The organism is Chelatococcus sp. YT9, assembly GCF_018398315.1.
Classification (GTDB): domain Bacteria; phylum Pseudomonadota; class Alphaproteobacteria; order Rhizobiales; family Beijerinckiaceae; genus Chelatococcus.
This window is the reverse complement of the sequence record NZ_JAHBRW010000001.1, coordinates 3,707,009-3,733,857: the sequence shown is the minus strand read 5'-3', so window position 1 is coordinate 3,733,857 and position 26,849 is coordinate 3,707,009. Positions and strand designations below refer to the sequence as shown.

Annotated in this window: 17 protein-coding genes; 6 read left to right on the top strand and 11 right to left on the bottom strand. The window is 59.9% G+C overall.

All coding sequences use genetic code 11. From position 1 onward, the window contains the following. Positions 1-98: 98 nt before the first annotated feature. Genes KIO76_RS17195 through KIO76_RS17185 form a run of 3 tightly spaced genes read left to right on the top strand, consistent with a single transcriptional unit; the run spans position 99 to position 3,437 of the window. Positions 99-1,616 (top strand): recombinase family protein, encoded by a 1,518-nt coding sequence (locus tag KIO76_RS17195; protein ID WP_291977033.1) that lies wholly within the window; start codon positions 99-101, stop codon positions 1,614-1,616. Next, positions 1,616-2,515, top strand: a complete 900-nt coding sequence (locus tag KIO76_RS17190; protein WP_249729633.1) for a plasmid partitioning protein RepB C-terminal domain-containing protein — start codon at positions 1,616-1,618, stop codon at positions 2,513-2,515. Before KIO76_RS17195 ends, KIO76_RS17190 begins: the two co-directional genes overlap by 1 nt. Further along, the gene (locus tag KIO76_RS17185) at positions 2,508-3,437 is read left to right on the top strand and encodes a plasmid partitioning protein RepB C-terminal domain-containing protein (protein WP_213324385.1); all 930 of its coding nucleotides are present in this window, start codon (positions 2,508-2,510) and stop codon (positions 3,435-3,437) included. The genes KIO76_RS17190 and KIO76_RS17185 overlap by 8 nt, the downstream gene beginning before the upstream one ends. Positions 3,438-3,770: 333 nt before the next feature. Here KIO76_RS17185 and KIO76_RS17180 read toward each other — a convergent pair whose 3' ends face one another. The 6 genes from KIO76_RS17180 to KIO76_RS17155 form a co-directional block, all read right to left on the bottom strand. Then, positions 3,771-4,646, bottom strand: a complete 876-nt coding sequence (locus tag KIO76_RS17180) for a DUF4231 domain-containing protein (RefSeq protein WP_213324384.1) — start codon at positions 4,644-4,646, stop codon at positions 3,771-3,773. Next, on the bottom strand, positions 4,643-5,140 hold the full coding sequence (locus tag KIO76_RS17175) for a TIR domain-containing protein (protein ID WP_213324383.1): 498 nt from the start codon (positions 5,138-5,140) through the stop codon (positions 4,643-4,645). The genes KIO76_RS17180 and KIO76_RS17175 overlap by 4 nt, the downstream gene beginning before the upstream one ends. 15 nt (positions 5,141-5,155) lie before the next feature. Then, positions 5,156-6,190 carry a hypothetical protein gene (locus KIO76_RS17170; RefSeq protein ID WP_213324382.1) on the bottom strand — a complete coding sequence of 345 codons (1,035 nt, stop codon included), beginning with the start codon at positions 6,188-6,190 and terminating at the stop codon, positions 5,156-5,158. A 151-nt stretch (positions 6,191-6,341) separates the two neighbouring features. Next, positions 6,342-7,658 carry a 5-methylcytosine restriction system specificity protein McrC gene (locus tag KIO76_RS17165; RefSeq protein ID WP_213324381.1) on the bottom strand — a complete coding sequence of 439 codons (1,317 nt, stop codon included), beginning with the start codon at positions 7,656-7,658 and terminating at the stop codon, positions 6,342-6,344. Next, positions 7,658-10,888 carry a DUF8426 domain-containing protein gene (locus tag KIO76_RS17160; RefSeq protein WP_249729631.1) on the bottom strand — a complete coding sequence of 1,077 codons (3,231 nt, stop codon included), beginning with the start codon at positions 10,886-10,888 and terminating at the stop codon, positions 7,658-7,660. Before KIO76_RS17160 ends, KIO76_RS17165 begins: the two co-directional genes overlap by 1 nt. Further along, positions 10,889-14,152, bottom strand: coding sequence for a TM0106 family RecB-like putative nuclease (locus KIO76_RS17155; protein ID WP_249729630.1), 3,264 nt, complete (start codon positions 14,150-14,152; stop codon positions 10,889-10,891). 148 nt (positions 14,153-14,300) lie between these two features. Between KIO76_RS17155 and KIO76_RS17150 the strand changes: the two genes are divergently transcribed. Together KIO76_RS17150 and KIO76_RS17145 are read left to right on the top strand one after the other, a co-directional pair. After that, positions 14,301-15,284: a helix-turn-helix transcriptional regulator gene (locus KIO76_RS17150; RefSeq protein WP_213324379.1), complete on the top strand. Its 984-nt coding sequence runs from the start codon at positions 14,301-14,303 to the stop codon at positions 15,282-15,284. A gap of 20 nt (positions 15,285-15,304) precedes the next feature. Next, a complete protein-coding gene (locus tag KIO76_RS17145) occupies positions 15,305-15,976 on the top strand; it encodes a HEPN domain-containing protein (protein ID WP_249729628.1) in 672 nt (223 codons plus the stop codon). A gap of 39 nt (positions 15,977-16,015) precedes the next feature. On the opposite strand, the gene KIO76_RS17140 is transcribed toward KIO76_RS17145, so the two are convergent. The 5 genes from KIO76_RS17140 to KIO76_RS17120 all read right to left on the bottom strand — a co-directional run bounded on the left by KIO76_RS17140 (position 16,016) and on the right by KIO76_RS17120 (position 26,523). Continuing rightward, entirely contained in the window at positions 16,016-17,596 is a 1,581-nt protein-coding gene (locus KIO76_RS17140) for a DEAD/DEAH box helicase (protein ID WP_213324378.1), read from the bottom strand. A gap of 267 nt (positions 17,597-17,863) precedes the next feature. Then, entirely contained in the window at positions 17,864-20,983 is a 3,120-nt protein-coding gene (locus tag KIO76_RS17135; protein WP_213324377.1) for a type III restriction-modification system endonuclease, read from the bottom strand. A gap of 8 nt (positions 20,984-20,991) precedes the next feature. Next, positions 20,992-22,872 carry a site-specific DNA-methyltransferase gene (locus KIO76_RS17130; protein WP_213324376.1) on the bottom strand — a complete coding sequence of 627 codons (1,881 nt, stop codon included), beginning with the start codon at positions 22,870-22,872 and terminating at the stop codon, positions 20,992-20,994. A gap of 10 nt (positions 22,873-22,882) precedes the next feature. Continuing rightward, complete coding sequence (locus tag KIO76_RS17125; protein WP_213324375.1) at positions 22,883-23,632, bottom strand: DUF4391 domain-containing protein; 750 nt, start codon at positions 23,630-23,632, stop codon at positions 22,883-22,885. Next, entirely contained in the window at positions 23,629-26,523 is a 2,895-nt protein-coding gene (locus tag KIO76_RS17120; RefSeq protein ID WP_249729627.1) for a helicase-related protein, read from the bottom strand. Before KIO76_RS17120 ends, KIO76_RS17125 begins: the two co-directional genes overlap by 4 nt. On the opposite strand from KIO76_RS17120, the gene KIO76_RS31075 reads away from it, so the two are divergent. Beyond that, positions 26,506-26,778, top strand: coding sequence for a hypothetical protein (locus KIO76_RS31075; RefSeq protein ID WP_249729626.1), 273 nt, complete (start codon positions 26,506-26,508; stop codon positions 26,776-26,778). The genes KIO76_RS17120 and KIO76_RS31075 overlap by 18 nt on opposite strands. The last annotated feature ends 71 nt before the right edge of the window (positions 26,779-26,849 follow it).

Sequence of the window (26,849 nt, the reverse complement as noted above, 5' to 3'; positions counted from 1 at the left end):
CGGTCGGTTGCCCGGACCGCCTCAGGTAAAGCAGGAAAGGGCAAAGTTTGCCGAGATGGGATCTTAACGACGACGACCGATCCGAGCCGGCACCTCTGGTGCGCGCGGCCGAATATGTCCGCATGTCGACCGATCATCAGAAATATTCGACTGAAAACCAATCCGACGCGATCCGGCAATATGCAGAAGCGCGCGGCATCGAGATCGTGCGCACCTATGCCGATGCTGGCAAGAGCGGGCTCAAGATCGAGGGCCGCGATGCGCTCAGGCAGTTGATCGAGGATGTTGAGGCCGGCACGGCCGATTTCACATTGGTGCTGGTCTATGATGTCAGCCGCTGGGGCCGGTTCCAGGATGCCGATGAGAGCGCCTACTACGAATATATCTGCCGGCGCGCCGGGATTGCCGTGCAATATTGCGCCGAGCAATTCGACAATGATGGCAGCCCGGTCTCGACCATCGTCAAAGGCGTCAAACGCGCCATGGCCGGCGAATATAGCCGCGAGCTCTCGACCAAGGTGTTTGCCGGGCAAGGAAGGCTGATCGAAAAGGGTTTTCGCCAGGGCGGACCGGCCGGTTTTGGCCTGCGCCGCATGCTGATCGATGAGCATGGCGCCATCAAGGGGGTTCTTTCGCGCGGCGAGCACAAGAGCATCCAGACCGACCGGGTGATCCTGACGCCGGGACCGGAGGAAGAGGTCGCGCTGGTGCGCGAGATTTACCGCGCCTTTGTCCATGAAGGCCGCAGCGAAAGCGCGATCGCGGCCGACCTCAATGCGCGCGGCTTCAAAACCGATCTTGGCCGGCTTTGGACGCGCGGCACGGTCCATCAGGTCCTGATCAATGAGAAATATGTTGGCGACAATGTCTGGAACCGCCGTTCGTTCAAGCTCAAGAAGAAGCGGGTGCGCAATGCGCCCGAGATGTGGATCCGCGCCGATGGCGCGTTTGAGGCTATTGTCGAACGCGAATTGTTCGAGGCGGCGCGCACGATCATCGCCGCGCGCTCGTTCCGCTTGAGCGATGAGGAGATGCTTCAGGCCCTGGCCGAACTCTACCAGCGTCAGGGCATGCTTTCGGGGATCATCATCGACGAATGCGAGGCCATGGCCTCGAGCAGCGCTTACAGTTCGCGGTTCGGCAGCCTGCTCAGAGCCTATAGTCTGGTCGGGTTCACGCCAGAGCGGGACTATCGCTACATCGAAATCAACCGGCAGCTGCGCCAGCTTCATCCCGGCATTGTGACCGAGCTGATTGCGGGGCTTACGGCCACGGGCAGCGAGAGCTGGCAGGAGGACGAGAGCGACCGGGTGATCGTCAATGGCGAATTCAGCGTCTCGGTGGTGATCGCGCGCTGTTTCGAGACCCCGACGGGGCTTTTGCGCTGGAAGCTGCGTTTCGATGCTTCGCTTGCGCCCGACATCACCGTGGTCGTGCGCATGGACCGTACCAACCGCGCGCCATTCGACTATTATCTTTTCCCGCGCATCGAGACACTTTCCGAGAAGGTCCGGCTGAGCGAAGACAATGCGCTTGTCCTCGACGCCTACCGCTTCGACGACCTCGATCTTCTCTACACCATCGCCGCTCCCATCCCCTTACCGGAGGCTGCCTGATGCCTGCCGTGCGTTCGACACAGGTGGAAATGATCCCGATCTCGCGGATCACGGTTCTTAATTCGCGGGCGCGCAACAAGCGCCAGCACCGCGAGATCGTCAACAATATCGAGGCGATCGGGCTCAAGCGCCCAATCACGGTGGCGCGCCATGATGGCCCGGGCGGCGCGCGCTACGATCTGGTCTGCGGCGAAGGCCGGCTTGAGGCCTTCCAGATGCTCGGCCAGAGCGAAATCCCGGCCGTGGTGATCGAGGCCAGCGAGAGCCAATGCCTGGTGATGAGCCTGGTTGAAAACATTGCCCGGCGCACGCCGCGTCCGATCGATATCATGCGCGAGATCGGCGCCTTGCGCGCCCGCGGCTTTAACGACACGGCGATCGGCGAAAAGCTCGGCGTCGGCGCGTCCTGGGTCAACATGATCGCTTCGCTGCTTGAGCGCGGCGAGGAACGGTTGGTCGCTGCGGTCGAAACCGGCGTCATCCCGATCACGCTGGCGATGGAGATTTCCAAGGCCGAGAGCGAAGAAGCCCAGACCCTGCTGCTCGACGCCTATGAGACCGGCAAGCTCAGAGGCAAGAAGCTGGCGGCTGCGCGGCGCATTCTCGACATGCGCTTGCGGGCGCAGCGCAAGGGGCTGCCTTCGGGGCGACTGGGCCGCAAGGGCAGCGGGAGACGGATGACCGCCAACGATCTCATGCAGGTCTACCAGCGCGAGGCGGAAAAGCAGCGGCTCCTGGTCAAGAAATCCGATTTCACGCAGACGCGGCTCTTGTTCATTGTCGAGGCGCTCAAAGACCTGCTCACCGACGAGAGCTTTCTTAACCTGCTCAGAGCCGAAGGCCTGGCGACGATGCCGCGGGCGCTGGCAATGCGGATTGCGGGAGAGCACGATGGCTGAGCGGATCGACGATCCTGGCGATCGCATCCATCAGGCGTTCGAAAGCCAGTTCGTGACCATACCCGTCGCAAGCATCGTGCCGCTCAAGACGCTGCCCGATGGCGCGCGTGAAGGTCGAACCTTCGCGCAGGTGCTCTCCTCGATCAAGGCGGTCGGGCTGATCGAAGCCCCGGCGGTCATGGCCGATACGGCCAAGACCGGCTCGTATTTCCTGCTCGATGGGCATTTGCGGATCGAAGCGCTGAAGGAGCTTGGCATTGAACAGGTCGAATGCCTGATCGCCACCGACGACGACACCTATACCTATAACAAGCGGGTCAACCGGATCCCACCGATCCAGGAGCATCGGATGATCGCACGGGCCATGGATCGCGGGGTGGCGGCCACCGATATTGCCGAGGCGCTCAACCTGCAGGTGGAATCGGTCATCCGGCGTTTCCGCCTGCTCGAGGGCATCAGCCCGGAAGCGGCCGAGATGCTGAAAGACACGCCCTGCTCGATGAAGGTGTTCGACATTTTGCGGCAAATGTCGGCGGTGCGGCAGATCGAGGCGGCGGACCTGATGATTGGGCAGAACAATTTTTCGATCATGTTCGCCCGCGCCCTTCGCGCGGCGACCCCGGACAATCAGCTGGCGACAGCCAAGAAAGGTAAAGGCGCCGGCATACCGACGCCGTCCGGCCAGCAGATCGCGCGCATGGAGCGCGAACTGGCGGCGCTGCAGACGCAGGTCAAATCGGTTGAAGAAACCTATGGGGTCGACAATCTGCATCTGACGGTGGCGCGCGGCTATGTTGCCAAGCTTCTGGCCAATGGCCGAGTGGCGCGCTGGCTTGCCAGCCACCGCCAGGAATATCTCGGCGAATTCCAGAAAATCGCCGAGATCGACACGCTCGCGCCGATCGCTGAGCCTGACGCCTGAGCAGGCAATGGGGACCCGGACCCGATAAGCGCGGGGACCATGGGAGACGCCGCACTGTGGGGCGGATCGAGCATGGTGGTGGGAATGGCGGCGAACCCGCAGGAAGCCCACCAGGCTGGCCGCCATCAGGTCCAGCCGCCCTGCGGAAGCACCACAAGCTCCCGCACCACAGATCGGCGTGCCGGAAGGCGCCTTCCGGCACGCCGATCTTGCATTGCTCGAAGCGCTGTCCGTCAAACCGTTTAGTTGCCGCAGGCGGTATGACAGTCGTCAAAAGCCCGGAACTCGATACCCGACCCGAGTAGGAAAGACGGTGGCCGACTAGCCACCGCGTCAATCGTTCTGACGCGCCACCCATTGGGTGTGTTCGCGCGAAAATGCGCGCTCAGACTCGTTCACGAATTCAGAGAATTCAGACTCGGTCGTAACATCGCTGATCCGGGTCTGTATGATACCGATCTCATGAGCTGTGAGGCTATAGGCCGAGGCCAGCTCGTTGAATTTCTTGATCTGAATCCAACCGATCGCAGCAGACGCGGCGACAAGCAGCGGTTCTGCCGGCCAGACCGACCAACCTTCAGGATAGTGCGAACGGATGAGCGCAAGAACGATAGCGCTGCCTTGAATGAGGATGCAGAAAGCAATCCAGCCCCGAAAATGCCGTCGGTTGGTGTTTACCTTCCCAACATACCAGTTGCGTTGTTCTACAATGCGCTTGGTCCGATAAAACTCACGGCGTTCCTCAAGAGGAAGGGCACGGATTTCATTCATCTTGGGCGTAATCTGATCGCCGGGCGTGGGGCGGCGGCTGATTGAATCGCGCACATGGCCATTTGCGTCCAGAATCTCTTTGAGGAACGCGGCGAACTTCTGCTTAACCGAACTTACCTGAGGAACGTCTTCGAACGGCTCGGAGCGCATCATATAGCGCCAGGTCGACGTCTTGATGGACTCTGCCAGCGCGCGGCAACCGTACCAGTCCTTCTCCGGCTTCTTGACCGACATATAGATCAGCAACGCCGTCGATGCTCCGACGATAAACGCGTAAACGAGGAGAAGCGCGGGCGCATAATCGAACCATAACGCGACTGACGCGGCCGTGATCAACAGCCCATATTGGAGCCGGATCAGCCATAGGTAGCTCGATTGCGCGGCAACCGAGGATGCGTCAGCGGAATGGAACAGAGCGGGGTAATCTTCGGGCGTCACAAGCCGAGGTCCTTATAAACCTGCTCCTTATAATGCCAGTTATCCCCTTTGCCCTGGTACTTACTGTAGCTCGTACAGAAATCATCGAGGGCGTACTTGATGATCCGGGCATTGAAAGACACATGCACGGCGTCTGCATCACGAAGAATCGGTGGGCAGAGGTCGGCATCATAGCGCCGCATCTTGTTCAGATTCACAGCCACGACCGGCAGGCCGAGCGTCTGGCAGACTTCGATCTCCCACCGCACGAAGCGATACAGGTTCTTGGTCGACTCCCCGATCAACACTATGGCCTGCTTCGCAGTGGAGAACCGCTCGCGGAGTTTCCGTTTAGTGTTCGCCTCACTCGACGCATTGGTGATCGTGTTCAGATCATGGGCGTCGTTGAAGTTGAAATCGATCTTCTTGTTCTGGTTCCAACCCTTCATGTAGGCATAGGCCCACATGTCGTTGTCGCCATCAAAAATCACATAGGTCTTGTTGCGGTAGCCCATAGCTCCCCCCTCTTCTTACTGATCAACTGGTCTGTTCGTGTGTATCCGGCGGCCAGGCAGCAGAGACTTTTCCAGATCAAGCACGACTCGCAGGCAGAGCGCAGCGAAGCGCTCGATCTCGCCGCCGATCAGGCGTACCGTTTCGCCGGGCTGGTCTGATTGCGTGAGTTCGACGTAATGCTCATCGGCGATACCGAGATTGTGCCCGATGACGTGGCGCTTCTCGATATTCAGGCGCAGCAATTCGAGGTCGTCTTCGGACAGGACGTGGAATGGATCGATGCCAATCCCTTTGAAAAGGGAACGTCCACGCCCGATGTTCTGGAAGGCGTTACCGACCGTTTTCTTTTTCAGCAGTCCTTCGGCTTTGTCCGGCAGGCCTTCACGAACAAGATGGCGGTAAATCGTCTTTAGGGCAGTCTCGAACGCCGTCAGAACGTCTTCATGGGCGTTTCCCATCAGGCGATACGCCGTCTCGGGCCGTCCGGCTTCATCCTGCGCGTCAGCAAGCGCAACCTGCTCGCGCACCAGCTCGACTTCCCGCTCAAAATGCTGGCCGTAGCCCGGCGCACCACAATCGGGGCAGAACAGCGCGATGGCGTAGACAGCGTACTCTCGCGCGCAGACATTGCAGGTCAATTCTCGCAGGAGGTCTTCACGGATGGCGAGAGGCTGCGGTCGTCTGCTCGGCTTGAAATCCATCTTTATCGAGATCAGCCCGCTCTTGCCCTGACGTCGGTTAAAGCTCTTCGCCAGATCGGCGATATGATCCTCGACGTCCGCTGTTGCTTCCCACGCCACTTGCTTTTTGACGGCCTCGATGTCGGAGAAATGGATGAACTCATCGTCATCGGCCACAAAGCCAGAATAGGGACATACCGTTTGTCCCGGGCCCGGCTCGCGTCGGATGGCCAGACGGTGTTCTTCCGATATCGCACGCGTCTCTGGAGGGTCCCCGATCAGAAATAGCCGGGGCGCCGCGCTCGGATTCGGAGAATATTGGTAGGCCTTGCACGAAGGACTGCGGGGCAGCGGGTAGGAAAGCTGCATCTTATCGCGCGTACCTCCTGTTCTATGGCGCTCAAGACGCCGGAAGCGGAAATTGCTCATTTTCGTCCCTCGCAACGCTTGTAAATTGCCCGGATGAGTGCGTAACCGCCGCCGGTTGGACCAAGCTTCGTTCCCTGAGATCGCCAGCCCATCATCCTACCGGTTCCAGATCCACCGGCTCTTCCCTCAGGATCAGGCGGCGAAGCCGCCCCAGCATGTCGGTGCTGTTGGCCACGTCGATGCTTGCGGTTTCCAGGATCGTGGCGTGTCCGGTGATCGCATAACGCCCATGAACCATGTCTTGGCCGCCGAGGCCGGGATGGTGGGGATAGAGCAGCGTCAGGCGCGGCGCGTCATAGAGCTGGGCATAGGCCATCATCTGGTAGACATCTGCCTGCGAGACGCCCTGTTTGGGATCATCGATCCGCGCCGATATCCGCTTCCACTTGGTGTCGATGACATGAACGACCCTGCCACCCTGGCGGATCAGGATATCGGGCCGGGTCTGGAACAGGGCGCGTCCGCTGTCCTGCGCGCTCAGACAGAACAGCCGTCCGCCCTGCAACGAAACAGTGAGCCCGGTTCCTGCCAGGGCGCGGGCGATCAAGCGCCCGACATATTCCTCGAACAGCGCGTTCATCTCGAACAGCATGGCGGTGCCCTGGCCGGCGCCGCCGGTCGTCGTCTGATAGCGGTCCTGCAAAAAGAGCTGAGCCATGGCGAAGAGCTCTTGCCAGGACCGGTTGGTGCGGTCGATTATCACCTGATCCCAGCGCAGCGCGGCCACCGGCACGTCGGTAATATCGGCATAGACGAAAGCCAGCTCGCGCAGACGTTGCTGGTTTGCGGGCCGGCGCGAGAGCCGCGCCAGGCGCAGCACTGCCGCTTTCATGATCCGGTTGAGCGGCGTGTCTTCGGACAGAAGATCGAAGCGGCAGGCAAGGCGCGAGGGATTGACCGCATGGCGGGTGAACTGGCGGGTAATGTCGAGCTGGCCGCGCAAGGTCGGCAGATCGTCTTCGCAGGTGATATAGCGGCGCGGCATGCCCTTGCGCAGCGCTTCGGTCAGCTTGTCGCAAAAGATGCGGATCAGGATTTCGAGCAGGGTCTCGCGCTGCCAGGCGAGATCGGTGATGACGCCCAGGTCAATTTTCAAATCCAGCGCAACCGCCAGCATGTGCACCAGGCGCTTGCGGATCGCCGCGTTCTGGTGATCGGTTGTTTCACCGGGCGCCACATCGATCTTGGGCAAGATCTCCAGGCTCGCATCGCCCGCTGCCAGAATTCCGACCACGCCGCGCGCGCGCAAGGCATGCCGGCCATGTTCGAGTACGCCGCTACCGCCGCGTCCGGCAAAGGCCGAGCGTGCCGCCAGGGCCGCCAGCCTCTCGGCATGGCCATCGAGAATCTGCCCCGCGCCTTCGCCATAGGCGAGCTTGTCCCATTCCCGAACCGTATAGGCGGGCATCAGGCGGCAAACTCGGAAAAGTCGAAGCGCGCCTTGACGCTCCAGCGCCGCTTGTCGCCGCCCAGCTCATCGTCGGCAAAACCGGCCGGCGCCGTCAGCCGCCGCGCATCGAGGAAATGGGAGCCATTGGTGCCGTCGCCATCGCCGAGCACCGCAGCGACCTTTGACCAATCCTCGTAGAAATACTCGGTCAAGAGCGGGATGACCTTATGGCGCATGACGTCTTCGACGTCGGCGCGGCTACGGCAGCCAGTGAAATAGGCGTGGCCGATCTGGTGTTCGCGATCGAAGAGATATTCGATCCGCTCGTTGATCGTGTGCAGCAGCTTGCACAGATCGATCCCCTCAAGATTTGCTGCATCGAGCCCCCTGGCCGCCAGCGCCCGCCGCAGGTCCTCGACATCGGGCATCAGCTCGCGGAAGGTGAAGCGGCGGCGCAGAGCGGTGTCGAGCAGCGCGATCGAGCGGTCCGCGGTATTCATCGTGCCGATGATGTGCAGGTTGGCCGGCACGCCAAAACTCGTCCCCGAATAGGGAAGCCGCACCCGGACCTCATTTTCGCAGCCGAGCCGCTTGTCGGTTTCGAGCAGCGTGATCAGCTCGCCGAACACCTTGGAGATGTTGGCCCTGTTGATCTCGTCGATGATCAGTACATGCGGCCGCGCGCCGGCTACTGGCCGCTCGGCATTGGGATCGATCACCACCGCTTCGAGCGCATCCCAGTCGATCCGGTCCGGATCAAGCCGGTAGGCTGACTGACGACGGAAATTGCGGGCGTAGAACGGTGCGCGCTCGGCGCCATTATCATCGCGCCAGATCCATTCGACGCTGCGTCGATGCGGATGGAAATCGGCGTCGGCATCGAAATAATACTCGCCGCTCACCCGGCCAAAGGCACGGTAGCTGTCACGGCCATCGGAGATGACGACATAGTCGCCGACCTGCAGGCCGGAGCGAAAGGCGTAAAGCATCTCGATATTGGGGTCCTTGCCGGATGCGTCGGGATCCTTCTCCTCGTTCCACGTTTTCCGGATTTCTTCGAAATCATCGAAGCGCTCGTCGGACCAGTCGATATCGCCGCCCCAGCCGAGATGGATCAGCCCGCCATCGAGGCCTACGCGGATCCGGTCTTCCTGGCTGCCGCGCTGACCGAGCGCGACCTTGTAGATCGGGCGTGAGCGATCGAGCCGCTTGGCCGGCGCATCGCCGGTGTCGAGCCGCGCTCTCTCGCTGATGATCTTGAACACGCCGGCATGGGGCTTGAGACTGAAGCCCCCCGACGTGCTGGCAGCCTCATCGTCACCTTCCTGGTCAACGCCTGTCGTCGGCCGCAGCCCCTCGACAAAATCCTCGTAGGCGAAGGACTGGTGAAAGGTGACGAATTCGATCCGTCCTTCGCCGGCAAGATGGCGATACTCGGCCATCAGGGCATCGCGGTCATCGCGCAGTGGTTCGGCTGCAGCATCGCCCAGGCAAAGCCGCACGGCCTCCCAGGCGGTGGCATAGGTCTTGCCGGTCCCGGGCGGGCCGTAAAGGATGAGATTGGTGGTCGCCGGCATCGCGGTCATGGGTTCAAAGGTCATGATTTGGTGCCCTTCCGCTGAGGCGAGCTGGTAAGTGAAGACGGTGGAACTGCTGGGATTTGGCAGCGTGTGCGAAGGCGCGGGAACGTTGGCGAGCTTCTGAAATTTCTCGCCGCCGAGCGCGCTGCAGATCGCCGGGAACGCGTCGCGCAGCCCCATGTCGCGGCCAAGATCGCCAGCGCGGATTGCAATGTCTGCCGCGCCGTTCTCACGGGCCGGTTCGACATAATAGTTTCGCGCACAGAGCCGGATGCGATCTGCGTCGCGGATCAGATGTTCGTAGCGCTCGGGCGGGGGGACCGGTGCGTCATCGGCATCGACGATGATGTAACCCGCATTGTGGAGCTGGGCTGCGGCATCGGCCTTCTGTCCCCACCCGCCATTGAGCTGCGTCTTGCCGCGCAGGAAACCGACGATCGGCTTGGACGGATAAACGCGACCCGGCCGCGCGCGTGTCGAGCGCACCCAATAGTCACGCGGCTCGCCAAAGGCCTCGAAGATGGCGGCGTGCTCGCCCGACTGGCGGTAGCTATCATAGGCGACCATCGCCGCCTCGATCGCTTCGCGCGAAAAGGTCGCGGCATCTTCTTCCTTGTAGTTGTGGACGATCCACAGCGCGCTTTGCACGTCGATCATGTCGCGCGGCGCCAGACCCCGGTCAGCAAAAGCAGCGCGCACGGCCTGCATGAAGCGCCATTCGTCGCGATAGGTGTCGGCCATCGACGCATGATCGGGGAAGCGGCTGCCAACCGCTTCGAGCCACAGATCCTGGCGCACCGAATGGCGGATATAGATGCCGTCATCAGGGGCGAGATGGAGGAACAGGAATTCGGCGATCTGGCGCGCCGGATCGGGCTTGCCATCCGGAACCGCCGCAATCCACGCGGCAACAAAGGCCTCCAGCGCCAAGGCGTGACCGCCCGCTTCGCCAAGCGCGGCGTCGACAAGCGCGCGCAAGGCCGGCCAGAGCTGCTCGCGATCGCCGTCGCCTTTGGGCGACATCGGCCAATAGGCGCGCCATTGCAGCAGATTGCTTTTGGCCAGCGCGGTGTTGACGGCATCGGCCAGTTCCTGGTCGGAGCCGGCCTGTTCGATCGCCGTCCTGAGCTCGGCCGCAATCGCCAATTTGTAGGTCCGCTCCGCCTCATCGAAATGCGGATCGGGCGGATCGAAACGGTCGAAGGCGGGAAAGAAATGGCGTAGCCGCTCGATCCAGCGGGTGATCGCCGCCGGATTGAGCATCAGCGCATCGCCGGACTGCAACAGCACCGCGATCAGCCGGCGCAGGGTTTCGGCATCTTCAATCCTGACAACAAAGCAGTCAGCGTCGCCAAAGGACCAGTCGCGGCTGAGGGCGGAATGCCGACCGCCATCCTTCATGCCGCGCTGATAGGGACGCAGCTCGGTCGCAAAGCCATTCGCCTCGGCAGAATCGCGCCATTTTGTGTGCAGGAAGACGTTGGACGGATTCTGGATTTCCCACACGAGCCGCTCGCCAGCGCCAAATTCGAGCGACACCATCTTCTTGGTGATACCCGCGCCGGGACGGAGCCCCGAGCTGCGCAATATTTCGAAAAGCGCTCTTCGCAGTGGAATGGAGCCTTCGCGCTCATTTTCATCGAGGCGTGCCTCGAAATTCTCCCACATTCAAACGTCTCCAAATTCAGGCAATGCGCAAAGCGTGTTGACGAGGCGCATCTGTTCAACGGTGTTGCATTTTGCTTCGCGCAGCCGCGGTGCGCCGAAGACGAGCGCCAGGCCTTTGGCGCGCGAGACAGCGACATTGATGCGGTTGAGCGAGAACAGGAAATCCATGCCGCGCGGGGTTTCCTCGACCGAGGAGGCGGTCATGGACACCAGGCAGACGGGTGCTTCCTGCCCCTGGAACTTGTCGACCGTGCCGACACGAATGCCAGCGGGCAACGCGTCCTGCAGGGCATTGACCTGCGCATTATAGGGCGCAACGACGATGATATCGACGGGCTGAAGGGCGCGCGGTGTCCCATCCTTATCGGTCCAGCTCCCCGAGAGCAGATCGTCGATCGCCGCCTGAATGGCAGCGACTTCCTCGGCTGCGATCTGGGCATTGCCCTCATGGACGACCGGCACCCAGAAAGCGCCAGCTTCAGGAAAGCCCGTCCCGCGGACTGCCTGGACGGCTGTATCGGGCGCGCTAACAAGCCTGCCTTCATAGACCTGCTGCGAGATGAACCCGCAGACATCGGGATGCATGCGGCGTGAGACCGGCAGGAAGATGCCGCGATCGGGCGGGATGGTGGCGTGCTCGCCCAGCATCCACTCGAGACAGGAAAGGTGGGCCGGATCGGGATGGGCACCCTGGATGACCTGCGGCAATTGACGTGGATCGCCGACCAAGACGATGTTGCGCGCGCAGCGCCCCATGGCGACCATATTGGCCAGCCCAACTTGCCCGGCTTCATCGACGAAGAGCCAATCGAGCGCCTGCTCGTGCTCCGACCGGGCAAAAAAGAAGGCGGTGCCGCCGACCACATGGGCGCGGCCCCAGAGGGAATCGTCATTGGCCGTCGAGCGGATGACGCCGAAGCAGTCGTCCGGATAACCGTCTTCGCCGCTGCTGACCTTGTGCCCGACGCATAGGCCCGGGACAGAATCACCATCATCTTGCGCGGCAAGGCATTCCATCAGCACATTGCGGATGGCCTCATGGCTGTTCGAGGCCACGCCAACGCGGTGCCCCTGGCGCACCAGCGCAAGGATTGCCCGCGCGGTGACATAGGTCTTGCCGGTTCCCGGCGGCCCCTGGATCGGCAGCACGGTGCCATCCATGGCGGCGATCGCCGCGATCGTGCCGGTCAAGGGATCGTCGCCATCGAGCAGATCGGCGCGGGGTCCCGTCACCAGACGCGGGGCCGTGCGCGCAAGCAAATCATCGAGCGCCGTCAGTCGACGCACGCCGCATTGATCGTCGATTACATCGCGCAGGGCCGCGGCAATGACGTCCGTATTGAGCGGCCAGTCGGGGTGGAGCGTCAGACGATCGGTCAAAAGATGCGCTTTGGCCGCCCCCGCCTTGATCGCGATGATCCGCTCACTGCGGTCGAGCTCTTCGATGCTGACAGTGGCCGGCGGCCCGTCGATGACCGGAACCGTCGCTTTGCGGCCGGCCCGCAGCTTGGTCTCCTGAAGCGGAAAACGATAGCGGCGCAGCACCGAGCGTTTGACGGGTTCTGCCGGATCAATGGCTTCCAGACCGGCCAGTGCATCGAGATCGTCGATCAGCTCGTCCTCGTCCTTGCCGGCGCTGTCGAAGACCGCCCATTGCGCAGGCTTGGCCTCGCGCTTGTGAAACAGGCCGAGGTTGAACAACATGTCTTGCCGCTCCTGCGGCAGACCGGATGCGGCAAGCTTCGCGCGCAAGGCCTGCGTATCGGCGTCTTCCTCGACTTCCTTGTCGCCGGCATCCACTGCCAGTATTGGCCAGGGCGCAGCGGGGCGGATGCTCACCAACCAGTCGCGCAGCTCCTCGGTCGAGATACAGTCGATGCGGTTATAGTCTTCGATCTCGTCGAGGATCGATTGTTCGCCGGTTTCGCGCCAGCGCTCATAGGCAACGACCGAGCCGCCGGCGGTTTTCACCTCACCTTCGCGCACCCGGCCATAGAAGGCTTCCATCGACTTGATCGAGTAATTGGCTTCCGAGCCGATCAGCGCGCCGCGCACCACCGCGAAAAGATCGACAAAGCGCCGCTCGCGCAGCAGACGATCGAGAAAAGCCTCACCGATTCCATATTGGGCAGTCAGCCGCCGCAAGGCGGTGATCTCATAGGGTGCATAGTGATAGATGCGCGCTTCGGGATAGGCCGCGAGCCTTTGCCGGAAAAACTCCAGAAGGTCCGACAAGGCCCGCGCTTCGGCGCCGTGATCATGGGCCCAGAAAGCCTGGAACTGGCCGTCGAACCAGACGCCGTGGAGATATTCGAGGCCACCTTCGTAATGCGGATCGCCCTCGATATCGTAGAAAAGATCGCCCGGCTGCGGAGCGGGCAAAAGTTCGAAGCCCTTGCCGGGTTCGGCCTCGCGCAACTCGAAGGCCGGCGCCCCGGTCTTGCGGGCGTGCTGCAGGCGCGCCTGCGTCACCAGCCGCGCCCGAGTGGTCTCAGCCATGCCGCGTATGGGATGATCGAGCCCGGCCAGCCGCTCCATGGTGGTGATGCTAGCCGCTTCGAGCTTCTTGACCTGTGTCCGAGTAATGTTGGCGACGTTGAACAGGCTGTCTTCGGCCTGCCACTGGCTTTCGCAGTGATCGCCCCAGCGGCAAAGTCCACAATCGGCACAAGGGATCGGCCGGGTCGGCGCCGGGTTTTCCAGGAATGCCTCGAGCCGCTGACGCGCCATGCGCGCATAGGCCTGATAGTCCGCGAGCCGTAGCTGCGCCCGGCTGCCATCACCGAGTTCAACATGGGCAAATTCGGGGGCGACGCCCTGAATCTCGGTCAGCAAATCCGAATAGAGCACCAGCTGCAGCACATGTTTGGGATGGGGTCGCCGCTTGAGCTTGGTGTCGGTGACTTCATAGCTGAAGGAACCGAGATCCGATGGGCGTTCGACGCGCTCGAGAAAGTCCGACCAACCGCCCCAATTGTCGCCCAGCAGCGCGCCCTGAAAGACGATCTGCGGCCCGCTTGCCAAAGCCGCCCGGGTTGCCTGCGCATTTTCGGCAAGGTCGGACCGGTCGATTTCGATCACGGACACATCCGATGCCTTGAGCTTGGCCAGATGGGCAGCTTCGTGGGCATCGCCCTGCTTCTGGAGTAGCGCGGCATCCTCGGTATCTTCGCGCGGCACTGGCCCCTTGCCGTGCATATAGGCGAGATCGAGCCTGGTCGCGTGAGCGCAGCCCATGAACCGCATCAGATCCGATGCGGACAAGAGTATCCGATCCCCCTCAATAGCTCGCATTGTTGCCCCCTCGTCGAACGCAATCTCCAACAAGACTTGCGTCTCGACAGATTGCACGTTCAGCCATAGCGTGCGTGGGTGTCAATATCTGACATAGTCTGTGACCAGGATTTGGATCATGTCGTTCACCAAGGCTCAGGACCTGATCAGGCTGGCGCGTCTGGCCGCCACGCGGCGGACGGGGATCGGTCTTGATGAGATCTGCGAGGAATTCGGCGTTTCGCATCGCACGGCGCAGCGCATGACCGATGCGCTGGAGACCGTATTCACCAATGTCGAAGCGGTGGATGGTGACGATCGCCGGCGGCGCTGGCGTGTCGCCGACCCCATGCTCGACCGGCTTCAGACCCGCCAGGAAACTGCGGTCGAAGCGCTGGAGATTGCCGGCCGAACGGCGCGCGGCGATGGCCGACTACGCCACGCGGCGGCCCTTGAAGACCTGCGCGACGGATTGCTGGCCCGGCTGACACCAAAGGATGCGCTGCGCACCGAAGCCGATGTCGAGGCGGTCCTGCTGGCAATGGGCTCGGTGACGCGCCCCGGTCCGCGCGTCAGTCTGGCGCCGGCGGTGCTCGATGCCGTGATCGAGGGGCTGCGCGGCCCGTTTCGTCTGCGGCTGCGCTACCGGGACCAGGATGCGCCTGAACGGATCATCGAGCCGCACGGCCTCCTGCTGGGGCATCGCAGCTATCTGGTGGCGCGCCAGCCGGCGCGCGGCGAAGACATGCTGAACTTCCGGATGGACCAGATCCTGAGCGCCCAGACCCTGGATGAGAGCTTCAGCCTGATGCCCGGCTTTTCGCTGGAGGACTACGCGGCGCAATCCTTCGGCGTCTATCAGGACCCGGCGCAATATGACGAGGTCATCTGGCATTTTGCGCCGCATGCCGCAGCAAGGGCGGCCGAATTCTGCTTTCACCCAAAGCAAACCGTTGAGGTGCAAGAAGATGGCGGGCTTATCGTGCGCTTTCACGCGGCGGGCTGGCTCGAAATGGCGTGGCATCTCTATCAATGGGGCGATGCGGTTGAGGTTATCGCGCCCCAGGGGCTGCGCACGCTGGTCGAAAATTACCGCAGGAGCGATTTTGGCGCCCTGCCATAAGGCAACAGGAACGAAGCGGAATGACCAAAAAGACCGGCCTCACACATGCAGAACTGAAAACCAAGCAGCGCGCGATCCGCGACGGCTTTCCGCAGACAATGGGCCTGCGCGTCCATCGCGCTATCAGCTGGATCGGCCGCGCCGAGGCCTGCGGGGCTGACGACGACGCCAAATTCATCTTCCTATGGATCGCGTTCAACGCCGCTTATGCCGACGAGGGAGAATTCCAGACGATCCAGCCGGGCGAACGCGCCGCTTTCGCAGACTTCTTCGGAAAGTTGATCGCGCTCGACGAGCAGCGTCGTATCTATGGAGCGATCTGGCAGCGCTTTTCGGGACCGGTGCGACTGCTGATGGAGAACCGCTACGTCTTTAATCCGTTCTGGCAGCACCATAACGGGATTGCCGGCTTCGAGGATTGGGAAGCGCGCTTCAAAGCCTCCTCTCGCGCCTTCGCGCAAGCCATCCAGAGCGGCGACACCCAGCGCGTGCTCAGCTTCGTCTTCGACCGACTATATGTACTGCGCAATCAGCTCGTTCATGGCGGCTCGACCTGGAACAGTGGCGTCAACCGGACCCAGGTCCGCGATGGCGCCGCAATCCTCGGCTTCCTGATGCCGGTCTTCACCGATCTAATGATGGACAATCCCGACAAGGACTGGGGCAAGCCCTTTTACCCTGTCGTCCCTTGATAGGCTGCAAGGCATCGGTGGGACAGATCGTTCGCAGCCTTATCCAGCCGTCGCAAAGGAAAACGGCCGCATATATCGGCCGCTGGTCTGGAAGATGCCTGAGGAAATATGCTGGAGGCGAGAGATCGTCGGATTGGTAAGTTCGGACACATGATAGGGGATGATCACATGGGCTTGGGCGCGTGAGATCGCCACATTGATCAGCCGATCACCTTCCTTCCCACGGAGAAAACTGGACGTTGCGTCGACCGGATCAAAAATGATCACCTTGCGCTCGCTACCCTGCGCGCGATGGACTGTACTGACGGAGATCGTCGGGTGCCGGCGCTTCAGGAAACTCCTGATCAGGGTCCGTTGCGCACGGAAAGGCGTAAGGATCAGAACGTCATCCGCATCGATGTAAGAGCCAGCGAGATGATCAATAATCGTCTCAACCATTTTGGCCGACTGAAAACGGATGAAGCCGCCGTAATTCTGCGAATATTGGTAGGGTTCCGACACTTGCTCGAAACACACGCGCGGCACTTCACGCCCGTTCACGAAATACGGACTGCGGTACATCTTCCAGGCCTTGTCCCGCCGAGCTTTGCGGCAAACCGTCAGCTCGCCATTGTAGAAGGTTCTGCTCACTGCATGGCAAATCCCCATGGCCATACGGGACTGCTCGTTCAGAAACGTGGTGGGCGCGTGGGCAAATAGATCAAAGGCAGTCTTCGCGAGGAGATTCCCATGGACCTGACCCTCAGACTGGACGATCGGCGAAAGCTGCTTGGGATCGCCGGCAAAAATCGTTTGCTGCCCCAGCGCCGGAACCATGAGGGCCGCCGGCCCGATTATCTGACTGGCTTCGTCGCAGATGACGAACGGCCATGGCCCTGCGGCCTTCAAGACATGATGCCACTTGATCGCCGTGGCGACAGTGATCCCTACAACACGGGCGCTATGGGCGACGCTTTCGATATCCGCGCCAAGCTCCTTGCGTGCGGCCGCCAAGCGATCCTTCCATCGGACATATTCGGCAATCTTGCTTTTTGATGGTTCGGATGCCTCCAAAAGCAGAAATTCCGTGACTTTCTGATCCAGACCGGCGGCCAGAAGATGGGGACGGTCAACATATTTACGCGGATCGAAATGCGCACCGACCCGCTTCATCTGCTTGGCGATGTCGGGGCGCCCGGCTTTGGCCAACCAGTCATCGATGGACAGGAGAGCCGTGTCCACCGCCACGTTGGTCGGGCCGATCACCAATATGCGCGCTTTGCTGAACCGCCGCAGAAGATAAGTGCCCAGCGCGCCAACCGTAAACGTCTTGCCGGTTCCGGGCGGGCCAATCACCACCGAGCACCGGTATGCGGCATTTTGAACGGCAATTTTCTGCCGCTCGCGCAGCTCGTCGAATTCAGGACCAAGCGGACGAATTTGCTGAAGCGGTTCGGTTTCGTCTTTGGACTGGCGCAATCGCTTCGCCGCCAGCTTGCCCATTTCCCCGCCCCACATATCGATAAGCGGGCCAAGAAAATCTCCGGGGAACAGCCAAAGTGTGTCGCCAATGTTGGGCTGCCCGCCGGTAGCCGGCAACACAATGATGCGCTCGAGGTCCGCATCGACGACCTTGATCAAGCCTGCATATTCAAGTTCCGCACCCCATTTGACACGCACGCCTTCCAAGGCTTCGTCAATGGCGACACGGTTACGGCCTTTGAGCGGCTTGACGCTCAAAACCAGATAGTGCTCCTCCCAGAAAACGGAGGCAACCTCCAAGCCCCCGCCCTTCTGAGTGAGACGACGTTCTGCTTCCAAAGCAGTCTGTATGGAATGTCGGGTAATCGCCATGAGTCGGTCAGGCCACCAACTTCAATGCGCGAGAACCCACCCCGCCCCCATTTGTCATGCAGTAACGCCCACGACCTCCATCAACTTCCCATAGTCGGTAACAACGTCATATTTGACGCGATCTTCAGTCACCTGCCGGCTGATCTCATCGAAGAACTTCCGGGCGCAGGCGATCTTCGTCTTCTCAATCTCCCGCAGCTTCATGGACGACATCGTGCCCTTCGTTTCCGCGACGAAGTAGATGTGCCTGACGCTGCCGGCCCTGAACGAAAGAGCCCAGTCAGGATTGTAATCGCCGACGGGGGTCGGGATCAGGAAACCACGCGGCAACTTGGCGTAAACGACGACTTCGCTGCTCGTATCGAGCTCTTTGACGAACGCCCGTTCCACATCCGAGTCCGTGATCGCGTAATCATAGACATGATTCTTCAGCTTCGCCGTGGCGCGCGAGAAATCCTGCCCGGTCTGATTGGCGGTGAAGATGTCGACGTCGTACCTCTCGTCGACTTCGTCATAGGCCAGACGCTCGATTACCATGGCAGCCTTCTGTTCGGCGATGATGCGCGAAGCCTCGGAGATGAAGTGCTCGGGGTTGCTCTTGAACTGCCCGAAAATCGCAGCCTCGATTTGGCCAAGGATGGTCGCGGCCGTGTCTCGTGTCAGCTGCGCGTTTTCAGCCAGCTTCCCGATGAGGTCGTACTTCACCAGCGAGTGGATCGAGTCCCCCTGCTGGGTAGTCGTGTTCGTGACGGTAAAACCGTCGCCCCCGCGAAGCTGGTCGTCGGTCAAACCGTCATTCTGCACACCAACCTGCACGGTGTATTGCAGCGGGGTAACCCGCAGCTGGCTATCCAGCGCGCTGACGCACTTGCGGATCAACTCCGCAGAATCGAATTCGACCCGATAGACCGCCTTGCGATTGATCCGCTTCCAGAGCTCCTGGAATTCCTTCTTCTCGAAGTTTGCATTGAGCGGATTGGTCTTGGGCTTGCGGCCATCGCCGATGTCGGGAAGCTGAGAGTCGCTGAAGACACCATCGATGAGCAGGAATACCTGCTCGGCGTGAGGCTTCAGCTCATCGGGTAGCTCAGCCAATGTTCCAGCCACCTTGGCCTCGTGATAGGCGTCGGCGATCTGGTCGGCATCATCGGTGTAGTCGTTCTTCACCAGATAGCGGTAGATCTGCTTGGCCATTGCGGCGCTCACCTCGACCGGACCTTGTTCGGTCGTGATCGTCTTGCCGGTGAAATAAGCCTCAGTCGCCTGCCGCGGACGCGACGACAGAGTTTCGGCAATCTCCTTCTGCAGGCCCGCAACGAAATTCTTGTAGCTTTCGCTCGCCACCACGGTCAGCACGTTGATGTCGTGCACGACGGCCGGATGGTCCATCCGGTCTCCATGCTGGTCAACGCTTAGCCGAAGGCCGCGCCCGACTTCCTGGCGGCGGGAAATGGTGTTGTCACTGTGCTTGAGCATGCACATGACGAAGACGTTCGGATTGTCCCACCCCTCGCGTAGAGCCGAATGCGAAAAGATGAACCGCGTAGGTTCATCAAAGGAAAGTAGCTGTTCCTTTTTCCTGAGAATTAGGTCGTACGCATCAACGTCCTGTGAGACTGCTACCTTCTTCCCAGTCTCGGCGTCTTTTTCTTGTTTGATAGCACCATCGACGTCCCGACCGGTCTGCTTGTCGATCGAGAAGTAGCCGTTGTGGGTCTTGGCCGGATCGATGCCAGCGAGATACTTCCGGTACGCCTCATTATCGATGGCGAGCTCCGAGAGGTACTCGGCCTTCAGCAACTCGTACTGTTCTTCGAAGACTCGGGCATATTCGCCTTTATCATCGGCTTGGCTGTAGTCGCGATACTTCGCTACCTCGTCGATGAAGAACAGCGACAAGACCTTGATGCCCTGTGCGAACAGCTGTTTCTCCTTGTCCAGATGCGCCTTGATCGTCTCGCGGATCTGGATGCGGCGGATGTCGCGTTCGGAGACGTCGCCGTTTGCCTCGCCAGCCCTCAGCACTTCACCGTTGGTGAATTCGACCGTGTCGTTGACGGCGTCGATCTGACTGATCGTGAACCCACGATACTGGTCCAGCTCGCCCGACTCCACGAACAGGTCGTCGCGGAACTCGAGTCGGCGGAGCTGGCGTTTGATCTCGCCTGACTTCAGCTTCACTTCCATCTCGATCCGGGCCACAGGGGCCTTCTTCGAGATGTCGATGCCCTCGAGGTAGAGATAGGCGTTGGTGCCGGCGAGCCCGCGGGTATGGACACCACGTACCGCGATCTTCTTAACCAACTTCTGGTTGTAGGCGTCCAATGCGTCCAGCCGGTGAACGCGGTTGTGCTGGGTCCGGTGCGTGGCCGAATAGCGCAGGATGAACAGCGGCTTGAACTTCGGCAACGCCTCCATTGTCGCCGCGCCTTCCATCTTCTGCGGTTCGTCCAAAATCAGGATCGGCCGGTTCGAGGCGATCACGTCGATGGGCTTACGCGACTGGAAATCATCCAATTCTTCGTAGATGCGCCGGTTGTCGGCCCCGCGCGCATTGAACGCCTGGATGTTGATGATCATCACGTTGATCCCGGCGTCCGACGAAAAGCTCTCCAGCTCGTGCAGGCGCTTCGAGTTGTAGATGAAGAACCGCGCCTTCTTGCCATAGCTTTCGGTGAAATGGTCCGCCGTGATCTGAAGCGACTTGTAGACCCCTTCGCGGATGGCGATCGATGGCACCATGATGATGAACTTCGACCAGCCATAGCGCTTGTTCATCTCGAAGATGGACTTGATGTAGCAGTAGGTCTTGCCCGTACCTGTCTCCATCTCGACATCCAGATGAACGCGGGTCGCAGCCAGGGCATCACGCTTGTAGGTCGCGGCGACTGGCGCCCGCTCACCCTGGGCGTTGAAGGTCGTGAAGTCCGTCAGCGATTGCGAGACCGGCAGGTTCTGCCCCTTCTGCACCCTCTGGATATTCTCGAAAACCTGCGCATCGGTCAGCGCGAGGTCAGCATTCTTGAAGCCTTCCTCGAAGGCGCTGGACTGCGCCTTGCGGCCGGGGTCGATGCGGTAGGTCAGGCCAGAGGTCATGGGCTGGCCGGCGAAGCAGTCGACCACGTCGTTGACGGCATTGGTTTGATAGGGCTGAACCTTGAATTTGAGCTTCATGTCCGGCCTCAGATCGACTTGACGTCAGTGGTGGGCGAGAGCTGGCGGAAGATCTGTTCGACGTTGATTTTGACCGCGTCCGAGACGAAGCCGTTGTCGCGGAAGACGACACGCAGGGGCTCGCGCTTCGCGAGTTCCTTCACCAGATCCTCGGTGACGCCGCGATCGAAGCAGGCGACAAGGGCGTTGTCGTCAACGAAGAACACGGTCTTGCCCTGCACCGTCTCGCGGCGGATGGGCAGCGTCAGGTCGACGCCCCAATCGACCAGCACCTGGAACAGCAGGTCCTCAGCCGTGCGGCCCTCCTTCACGTTGTCGACCATGTCGAGCAGATCTGACTGCTTTAGCTCGTCCGGGCGGTAGTAGACGTCTTTCATGTTTGACGTGTCCACCTTGAGCACCCGGAAGCCCACATCGCGGTTCCAGTCGGGATGGCATTCGCCTTCAAGGATTTTCTTGCCGGCGCGGCGGATGCGCTCTTTTGCGATTTCTGTAATAGTCTCGTATCCTGCCTTTCTGGCTTCTGATCCGGCAGGCGTTTCTTCAGGAATTTGAACCGATATGCACTGTCGCAATCCACCATCTTGTGCGGACAATTCCATTACGGAATGAGCCAGAGACGCAGAGCCCGCGAAGAAGTCGAGGACAACTCCCTCTTGGCAGCTCATCTGAATTAGCAGCTTTAGGAGGCTTACTGGCTTTGGCGTTTCGAAAACAGCCTTACCATCGAATAGTTCCTTTAGCGCATTCTTTGCCACTTCGTTGGTGGTTGCATCCTCGGCAAAGATCATCGTCTCAGGGGTTAAGCCGCGCTCCTTGGCATCAAGATAGGTCTTGATGCGAGGGACACCGTTCCCATCTCGTCCAAACCAGATACGACCATCGGCGATTGCCTTATCCATCTCGGGTTTCGTATAAACCCAGCATCGACCGCTCTCGAGTTCGTGCTTTTTCCCGTTGGGGGCTTCAAGGACATAGAATTGAGATTTCGTTCCGTGTCCGGCTTGGGCTGTCGCGGGATCAGACTTCCAATCCCCCCGTGGGTCATTGTCGGGGTTCTTGTAGTTTGCGAGCGCCTTCTCCGACATTGGAAGTTGAGCGATCGGCCGTATGCCCTGAATTCGGGACTTCGTGTAACACACGATGTAATCATGCCGAGACGAAACAACCTTTCGATTTTCCCGATTCGTGCGCTTCTCCCAAACAAAATTTGCTATAAAGTTTTCTCCGCCAAATACCTCATCACACAGTTTATTGAGATTCGCCAATTCAGCATCACCAATAGAGATGAAGATTAGCCCGTCGTCTGACAGAAGATTCCGCGCAAGCTTCAAGCGCGGGTATATTAGCGAAAGCCAGTCTGAGTGAAATCGACCATTACTTTCTGTATTTGCAAACAATCTGTTTCCATTATTATCAACCTGCATTGATCGCTCAAAAAAATCTTTTGTCGTCTCAGAAAAATCATCCACGTAAACGAAATCATTTCCTGTGTTATATGGTGGATCAATGTATATCATTTTGACTGCACCAAGGAAGCTTTGCTGCAAGAGTTTGAGTGCCTCAAGATTATCCCCCTCGATAAAGAGGTTCTTGGTGGATTTAAAACCAAGGCTCTCTGCCACAGACGGTCGTACTGTTCGGGCTATCGGGGCATTGGCCGCCACGAGCGCCTCCCGCTTCCCTGGCCAGTCCAGCCTGTACCGCTCCTGCGGCCCTTCCACGATGTGGTCGCTCAATTCCTGACGCAGCTGATCGAAGTCCACCGCTAGACGCACCGCCCCTGTCGCCTCGTCCCGTGCCTCGGTCACGCAACCGGGGAACATCTCGCGGATCTTCGCGATGTTGTCCTGGCTCAGATCGGAGCTGTGCATCTTCAGCTTGTCCATTCTCGTCCTCTTACTCGTTCGTCATAGCGGCACTGCGGTTTCTCGCCGTCAACCGCTCCAGTTCTTGTTTTGCCGCGCGCAACTCGGCATTGATCGCCACGCGCTTGTTGAATTGCTTCTCACGGCCCAGACGCGCCTTGATGCGTTCGACCTCACGCGCCTGCACCTTGATTGCTTCGGCCCGCGCGATGCGCTCTTCCAGCGACACGGGGCGCTCCGCTTCGGGAGGGGTGAAGGGCGTCTGCGGCGCTTCTCCCAAGCCGGTGACAAGCCGGGCCGTCTGCCCCGCCACCAGCGGCTCCAGTAGTCGCTCGTACAGCGCGCCCATGTTCAGCGCCACCGGAAGCGGGGAGCGCGGCCCGTCCCCGGGCAGCCAGTCGCCTTCGAAATAGTCGCCCACCACCCAGCGGGCGCTGTCGGCTTCGCTCGGCCGCTTGTAAGCCGCGGCCAGCCTGACGCGGCCACCATGGACCACCTCGAAGATCAGCGGAAAGGGAATGGCCTTGTCTATGGCACGCAGCACGTCACGATCCAGCGTGGCGGTGCGAGCGGTGATACGGAAGACCTGTATCTCGACCACCTGCTTCGTCGCTGCCAGATTGACCGTCTCAGGCGCCAGCTTGTGCGACCAGACGATCTGATCGACCTCGCGCACGAAGAGGTCCTTGAGGCCGGTGTTCGCCTCGGCGTGTTCATAGATCTTGTTCTTGGGGACCACGCGCCCGAAGCCGGCTGCGCGCGGCCAATCGTAGAGGGTCATGATTCACCCCCTTCAATGACCAGGAAGGCGATCAACTCGAAATCGTCCAGACCCTTGATGGTGTGGGTCAACGCCGTCGTACGCCCGCCGCTGAACAGGCTGTCGATGTCCTTCTCTTCCTTCACCTCGATCATGGATCGGATCGCGCTTGAGAGCAGATCGGAATAACGCCCCATCTGCCGCCCATCTTCCGTCCGCTCATTGAAAATGCGGCAGACGTCCGGGATCGGCTCTTCCCGTCCCTTGCAACTGCCGCGGATCAGGTCGAGCAGCCGCTTAACCTCGGTATGGTCAGCAATGATCTCGCCGTCATCGCCGATATAGACCAGATAGAAGGGATGGAGGCGGTTCTGCTGATTGACGTTCACGCCCTCATGGATGTTCTTTAGCACAAAGATAACGCCGGGCTGCAGGCCTAACTCCGGCTGCGCCGGAACGACGGCGTGCATCCCAAAAGGAACGTTGTTGAGCTCGCCATGCGCCTTGACGTAGTTGAGCAGGTCCATCCGGAAGTCGTTCAGCCCGAGATCGGTGATAGAAATGCCGGCCTTCACATCCTCCAGCTCGATCACCTCGTCCTGGAGCCGCTTGAGCTGCTCCTTGCGGTAGGCAATGTCGCTGGACTTCGCGGTGAGCACATTGTCATCGCCCGTGGCAGTGACGTCCGCAATCACCATCCGGTTCTCAACGCGTTCCTTCAGGTTGATATACTCGTCGAGCGAGATGTCCGGCCAATAATTCACCAGCTGGATCTGGCTGTTGGGCGAGCCGATGCGATCGATCCGTCCGAAGCGCTGGATGATCCTCACCGGGTTCCAATGGATGTCGTAGTTCACCAGGAAATCGCAGTCCTGGAGGTTCTGCCCTTCCGAAATACAATCGGTGCCAATGAGAATGTCCAGCTCGGCCGGCTCATTGGGCAGGACGACTGCTTTCTCTTTCGATTGAGGGGAGAACAGGGTCAGTACGCTTTGGAAATCATAGGACTTTCGGAGTGTGGTCTTCGGCGCACCCGATCCCGTCACCTGACCTAGGTTTAGACCCAGGCTTTGAGCAACCGGGGCAAGATTCTCGAAGAGATAGTTTGCCGTATCCGCGAAGGCCGTGAAAATGATGACCTTTTGATTGCCGGGGTTGAGCGGCTCCTCGATCTTTCGCTTCAGCAGGGATAGCAGATGCTGGAGCTTTGAATCATCCCTGGGTGCCACCATGTCCATCGACGCAATCAGGCTGTCGATCAGACCCAAATCTGCCGAAAGGTCATGTTTCCACGACGGCAAGTCCATGTCGCCAAGGCTGATCTGAACCTTCTTACCAACGGTAAATTCATCAAGGCCGGACAGATCGTCATCTTCGGGATCGAAATCGCTAATCTCTGCAAGATGGTCGCCGACGCTACCGCTGCGGCCGGTTCTTTCGAATTCGTCGATGGCATCGAGCGTGCGTGAAATATTGCCAGCGAGAGAACGCAGCGTAAGCCGAAATGCCGCGACCGAGCTTTCCAAGCGCTTGAGCAGGTTGGTGGTCATCAGCGCCTGGAGGCTGCGCTCACGATCGGCCTGCCTCAGCTTGCCGCCGCCGCCCTCCACCTGCGTATCGTAGATGTCCTCGTATTTGCGCAGCCGGCTCGGCAAAATGTAGCTGATGGGGGCGTAGACTGAGAGCTTCAGCACCGACAGCTGCGTGAAGATCTCATTCAGGCCCATTACGTCTGGCCGCTGCGTAATCGGGCAATGGAAAGAGAGCGGTTTGCGCCGTTCCGGGAACTTGCCAATGTCGGTCGTGTCGTAGAAGGTCTCGATATGCTTGCGCGAGCGCGCGATGGTCACCGCGTCGAGCAATTCGAAAAAGTCGAAATCCAGCGCCTTCAGGATTGAGGCCGCTGTCCGCTCCTCGGGCGGAAGTGCTGACCAGTCATTGAAGGCCCTTTGCGCCCGCCGGAAAATTTCTTCGATACTGGCCTGCGTACCCAATTTCTCGCTGAGCGTTTCCGATTGCCCTTCGTAGGCGAGCGCGAGCTGATTCCGGAGGTCGGTGAAACGATTGTTCACGGGCGTTGCGGAAAGCATCAAAACCTTGGTCTTCACGCCGGCGCGGATGACCTTATTCATCAGCTTTTGATAACGTGTCTCCCGGTCCTTATAGACGTCATTGTTCCGGAAATTGTGGGACTCGTCGATGACCACCAGGTCATAGTTGCCCCAGTTCACTCGATTTAGCGGAATGCCGAAGGACTCGCCCGATGTTCGTGACAGATCGGTATGCGCCAGGACGTCGTAATTGAACCGGTCTTTGGCGAAAATATTGGTGGTCAGATTGGTGTTATAGTTTCGCCAGTTGTCTGCGAGCTTTTTCGGGCAAAGCACCAGCACGGAGCGATTGCGTAGCTCGTAGTATTTTACAACCGCCAGGGCAGTGAAGGTCTTTCCAAGGCCAACACTGTCGGCAAGAATGCAGCCATTATACGTCTCGAGTTTGTTAATGATGCCTGTGGCGGCATCCTTCTGATAGTTAAAAAGTTTGTTCCAGACGAGACTGTCGCGGTAGCCAGTGAGGTCCTTCGGCAGAACGTCCTCGTCAACATCCTCCAGGAAGTCCTGAAAGATGTTGTACAGCATCAGGAAATAGACGCGCTCTGGCGAATTCTCTTGGTAGACCGACGCGATATGGTCGCAGACAGCGGCGGTGACATCGTTGAGTTTCTCCGGATCCGACCAAATCTGATCGAACAGCTGGAGATACATTTGCGTGTGACTCGGGTCGTCGAACCGGGTCACAAAATTCGAGACCGCGTCGCCTTTCTGATAGCCTAGATCAACGGCCGTAAAGCCGCTGATCGGCATATAGGCCGTCCCGCCACCGTTGCTCGCCGCGTGCAGGAACTGCTGCATCGGAGCTTTCGTGGTGTTCGATCGAAATTTGGCTTTCTTGCGTATCCACTCGGCGCATTCGCGAGCCACAGCACGCTGCGTCAGCTTGTTCCGCAGCTGGATTTCAAATTCGGTCCCATAGAGCCCACTTTCCCGCCGCGACTTTGGGATAAAAAACTCTCGCCGCTCCTTGCGAAAGCGATCGGTGGCTTCGGTGGGTATGAATGTGGGAGCGGTAAAAATGAACTGCAGGCTATCAATCTTGGAAAGCTCTGATTTCAGCGCTTCGAAGGCATAGATCGAGAAGCACGACGCGGCGATTTTTAGCCGTGTCCCGCGCCCGATCG

Excerpts from the sequence above, each read along its gene's own strand:
- KIO76_RS17170 (WP_213324382.1), bottom strand. The coding sequence starts at position 6,190 with ATGCAGCTTTCCTACCCGCTGCCCCGCAGTCCTTCGTGCAAGGCCTAC.
- KIO76_RS17165 (WP_213324381.1), bottom strand. The coding sequence starts at position 7,658 with ATGCCCGCCTATACGGTTCGGGAATGGGACAAGCTCGCCTATGGCGAA.
- KIO76_RS17135 (WP_213324377.1), bottom strand. The coding sequence starts at position 20,983 with ATGAAGCTCAAATTCAAGGTTCAGCCCTATCAAACCAATGCCGTCAAC.
- KIO76_RS17185 (WP_213324385.1), top strand. The coding sequence starts at position 2,508 with ATGGCTGAGCGGATCGACGATCCTGGCGATCGCATCCATCAGGCGTTC.
- KIO76_RS17120 (WP_249729627.1), bottom strand. The coding sequence starts at position 26,523 with ATGCAGCAGTTCCTGCACGCGGCGAGCAACGGTGGCGGGACGGCCTAT.
- KIO76_RS17190 (WP_249729633.1), top strand. The coding sequence starts at position 1,616 with ATGCCTGCCGTGCGTTCGACACAGGTGGAAATGATCCCGATCTCGCGG.
- KIO76_RS17160 (WP_249729631.1), bottom strand. The coding sequence starts at position 10,888 with ATGTGGGAGAATTTCGAGGCACGCCTCGATGAAAATGAGCGCGAAGGC.
- KIO76_RS17175 (WP_213324383.1), bottom strand. The coding sequence starts at position 5,140 with ATGGGCTACCGCAACAAGACCTATGTGATTTTTGATGGCGACAACGAC.
- KIO76_RS17125 (WP_213324375.1), bottom strand. The coding sequence starts at position 23,632 with ATGACCCTCTACGATTGGCCGCGCGCAGCCGGCTTCGGGCGCGTGGTC.
- KIO76_RS17150 (WP_213324379.1), top strand. The coding sequence starts at position 14,301 with ATGTCGTTCACCAAGGCTCAGGACCTGATCAGGCTGGCGCGTCTGGCC.
- KIO76_RS17145 (WP_249729628.1), top strand. The coding sequence starts at position 15,305 with ATGACCAAAAAGACCGGCCTCACACATGCAGAACTGAAAACCAAGCAG.
- KIO76_RS17130 (WP_213324376.1), bottom strand. The coding sequence starts at position 22,872 with ATGGACAAGCTGAAGATGCACAGCTCCGATCTGAGCCAGGACAACATC.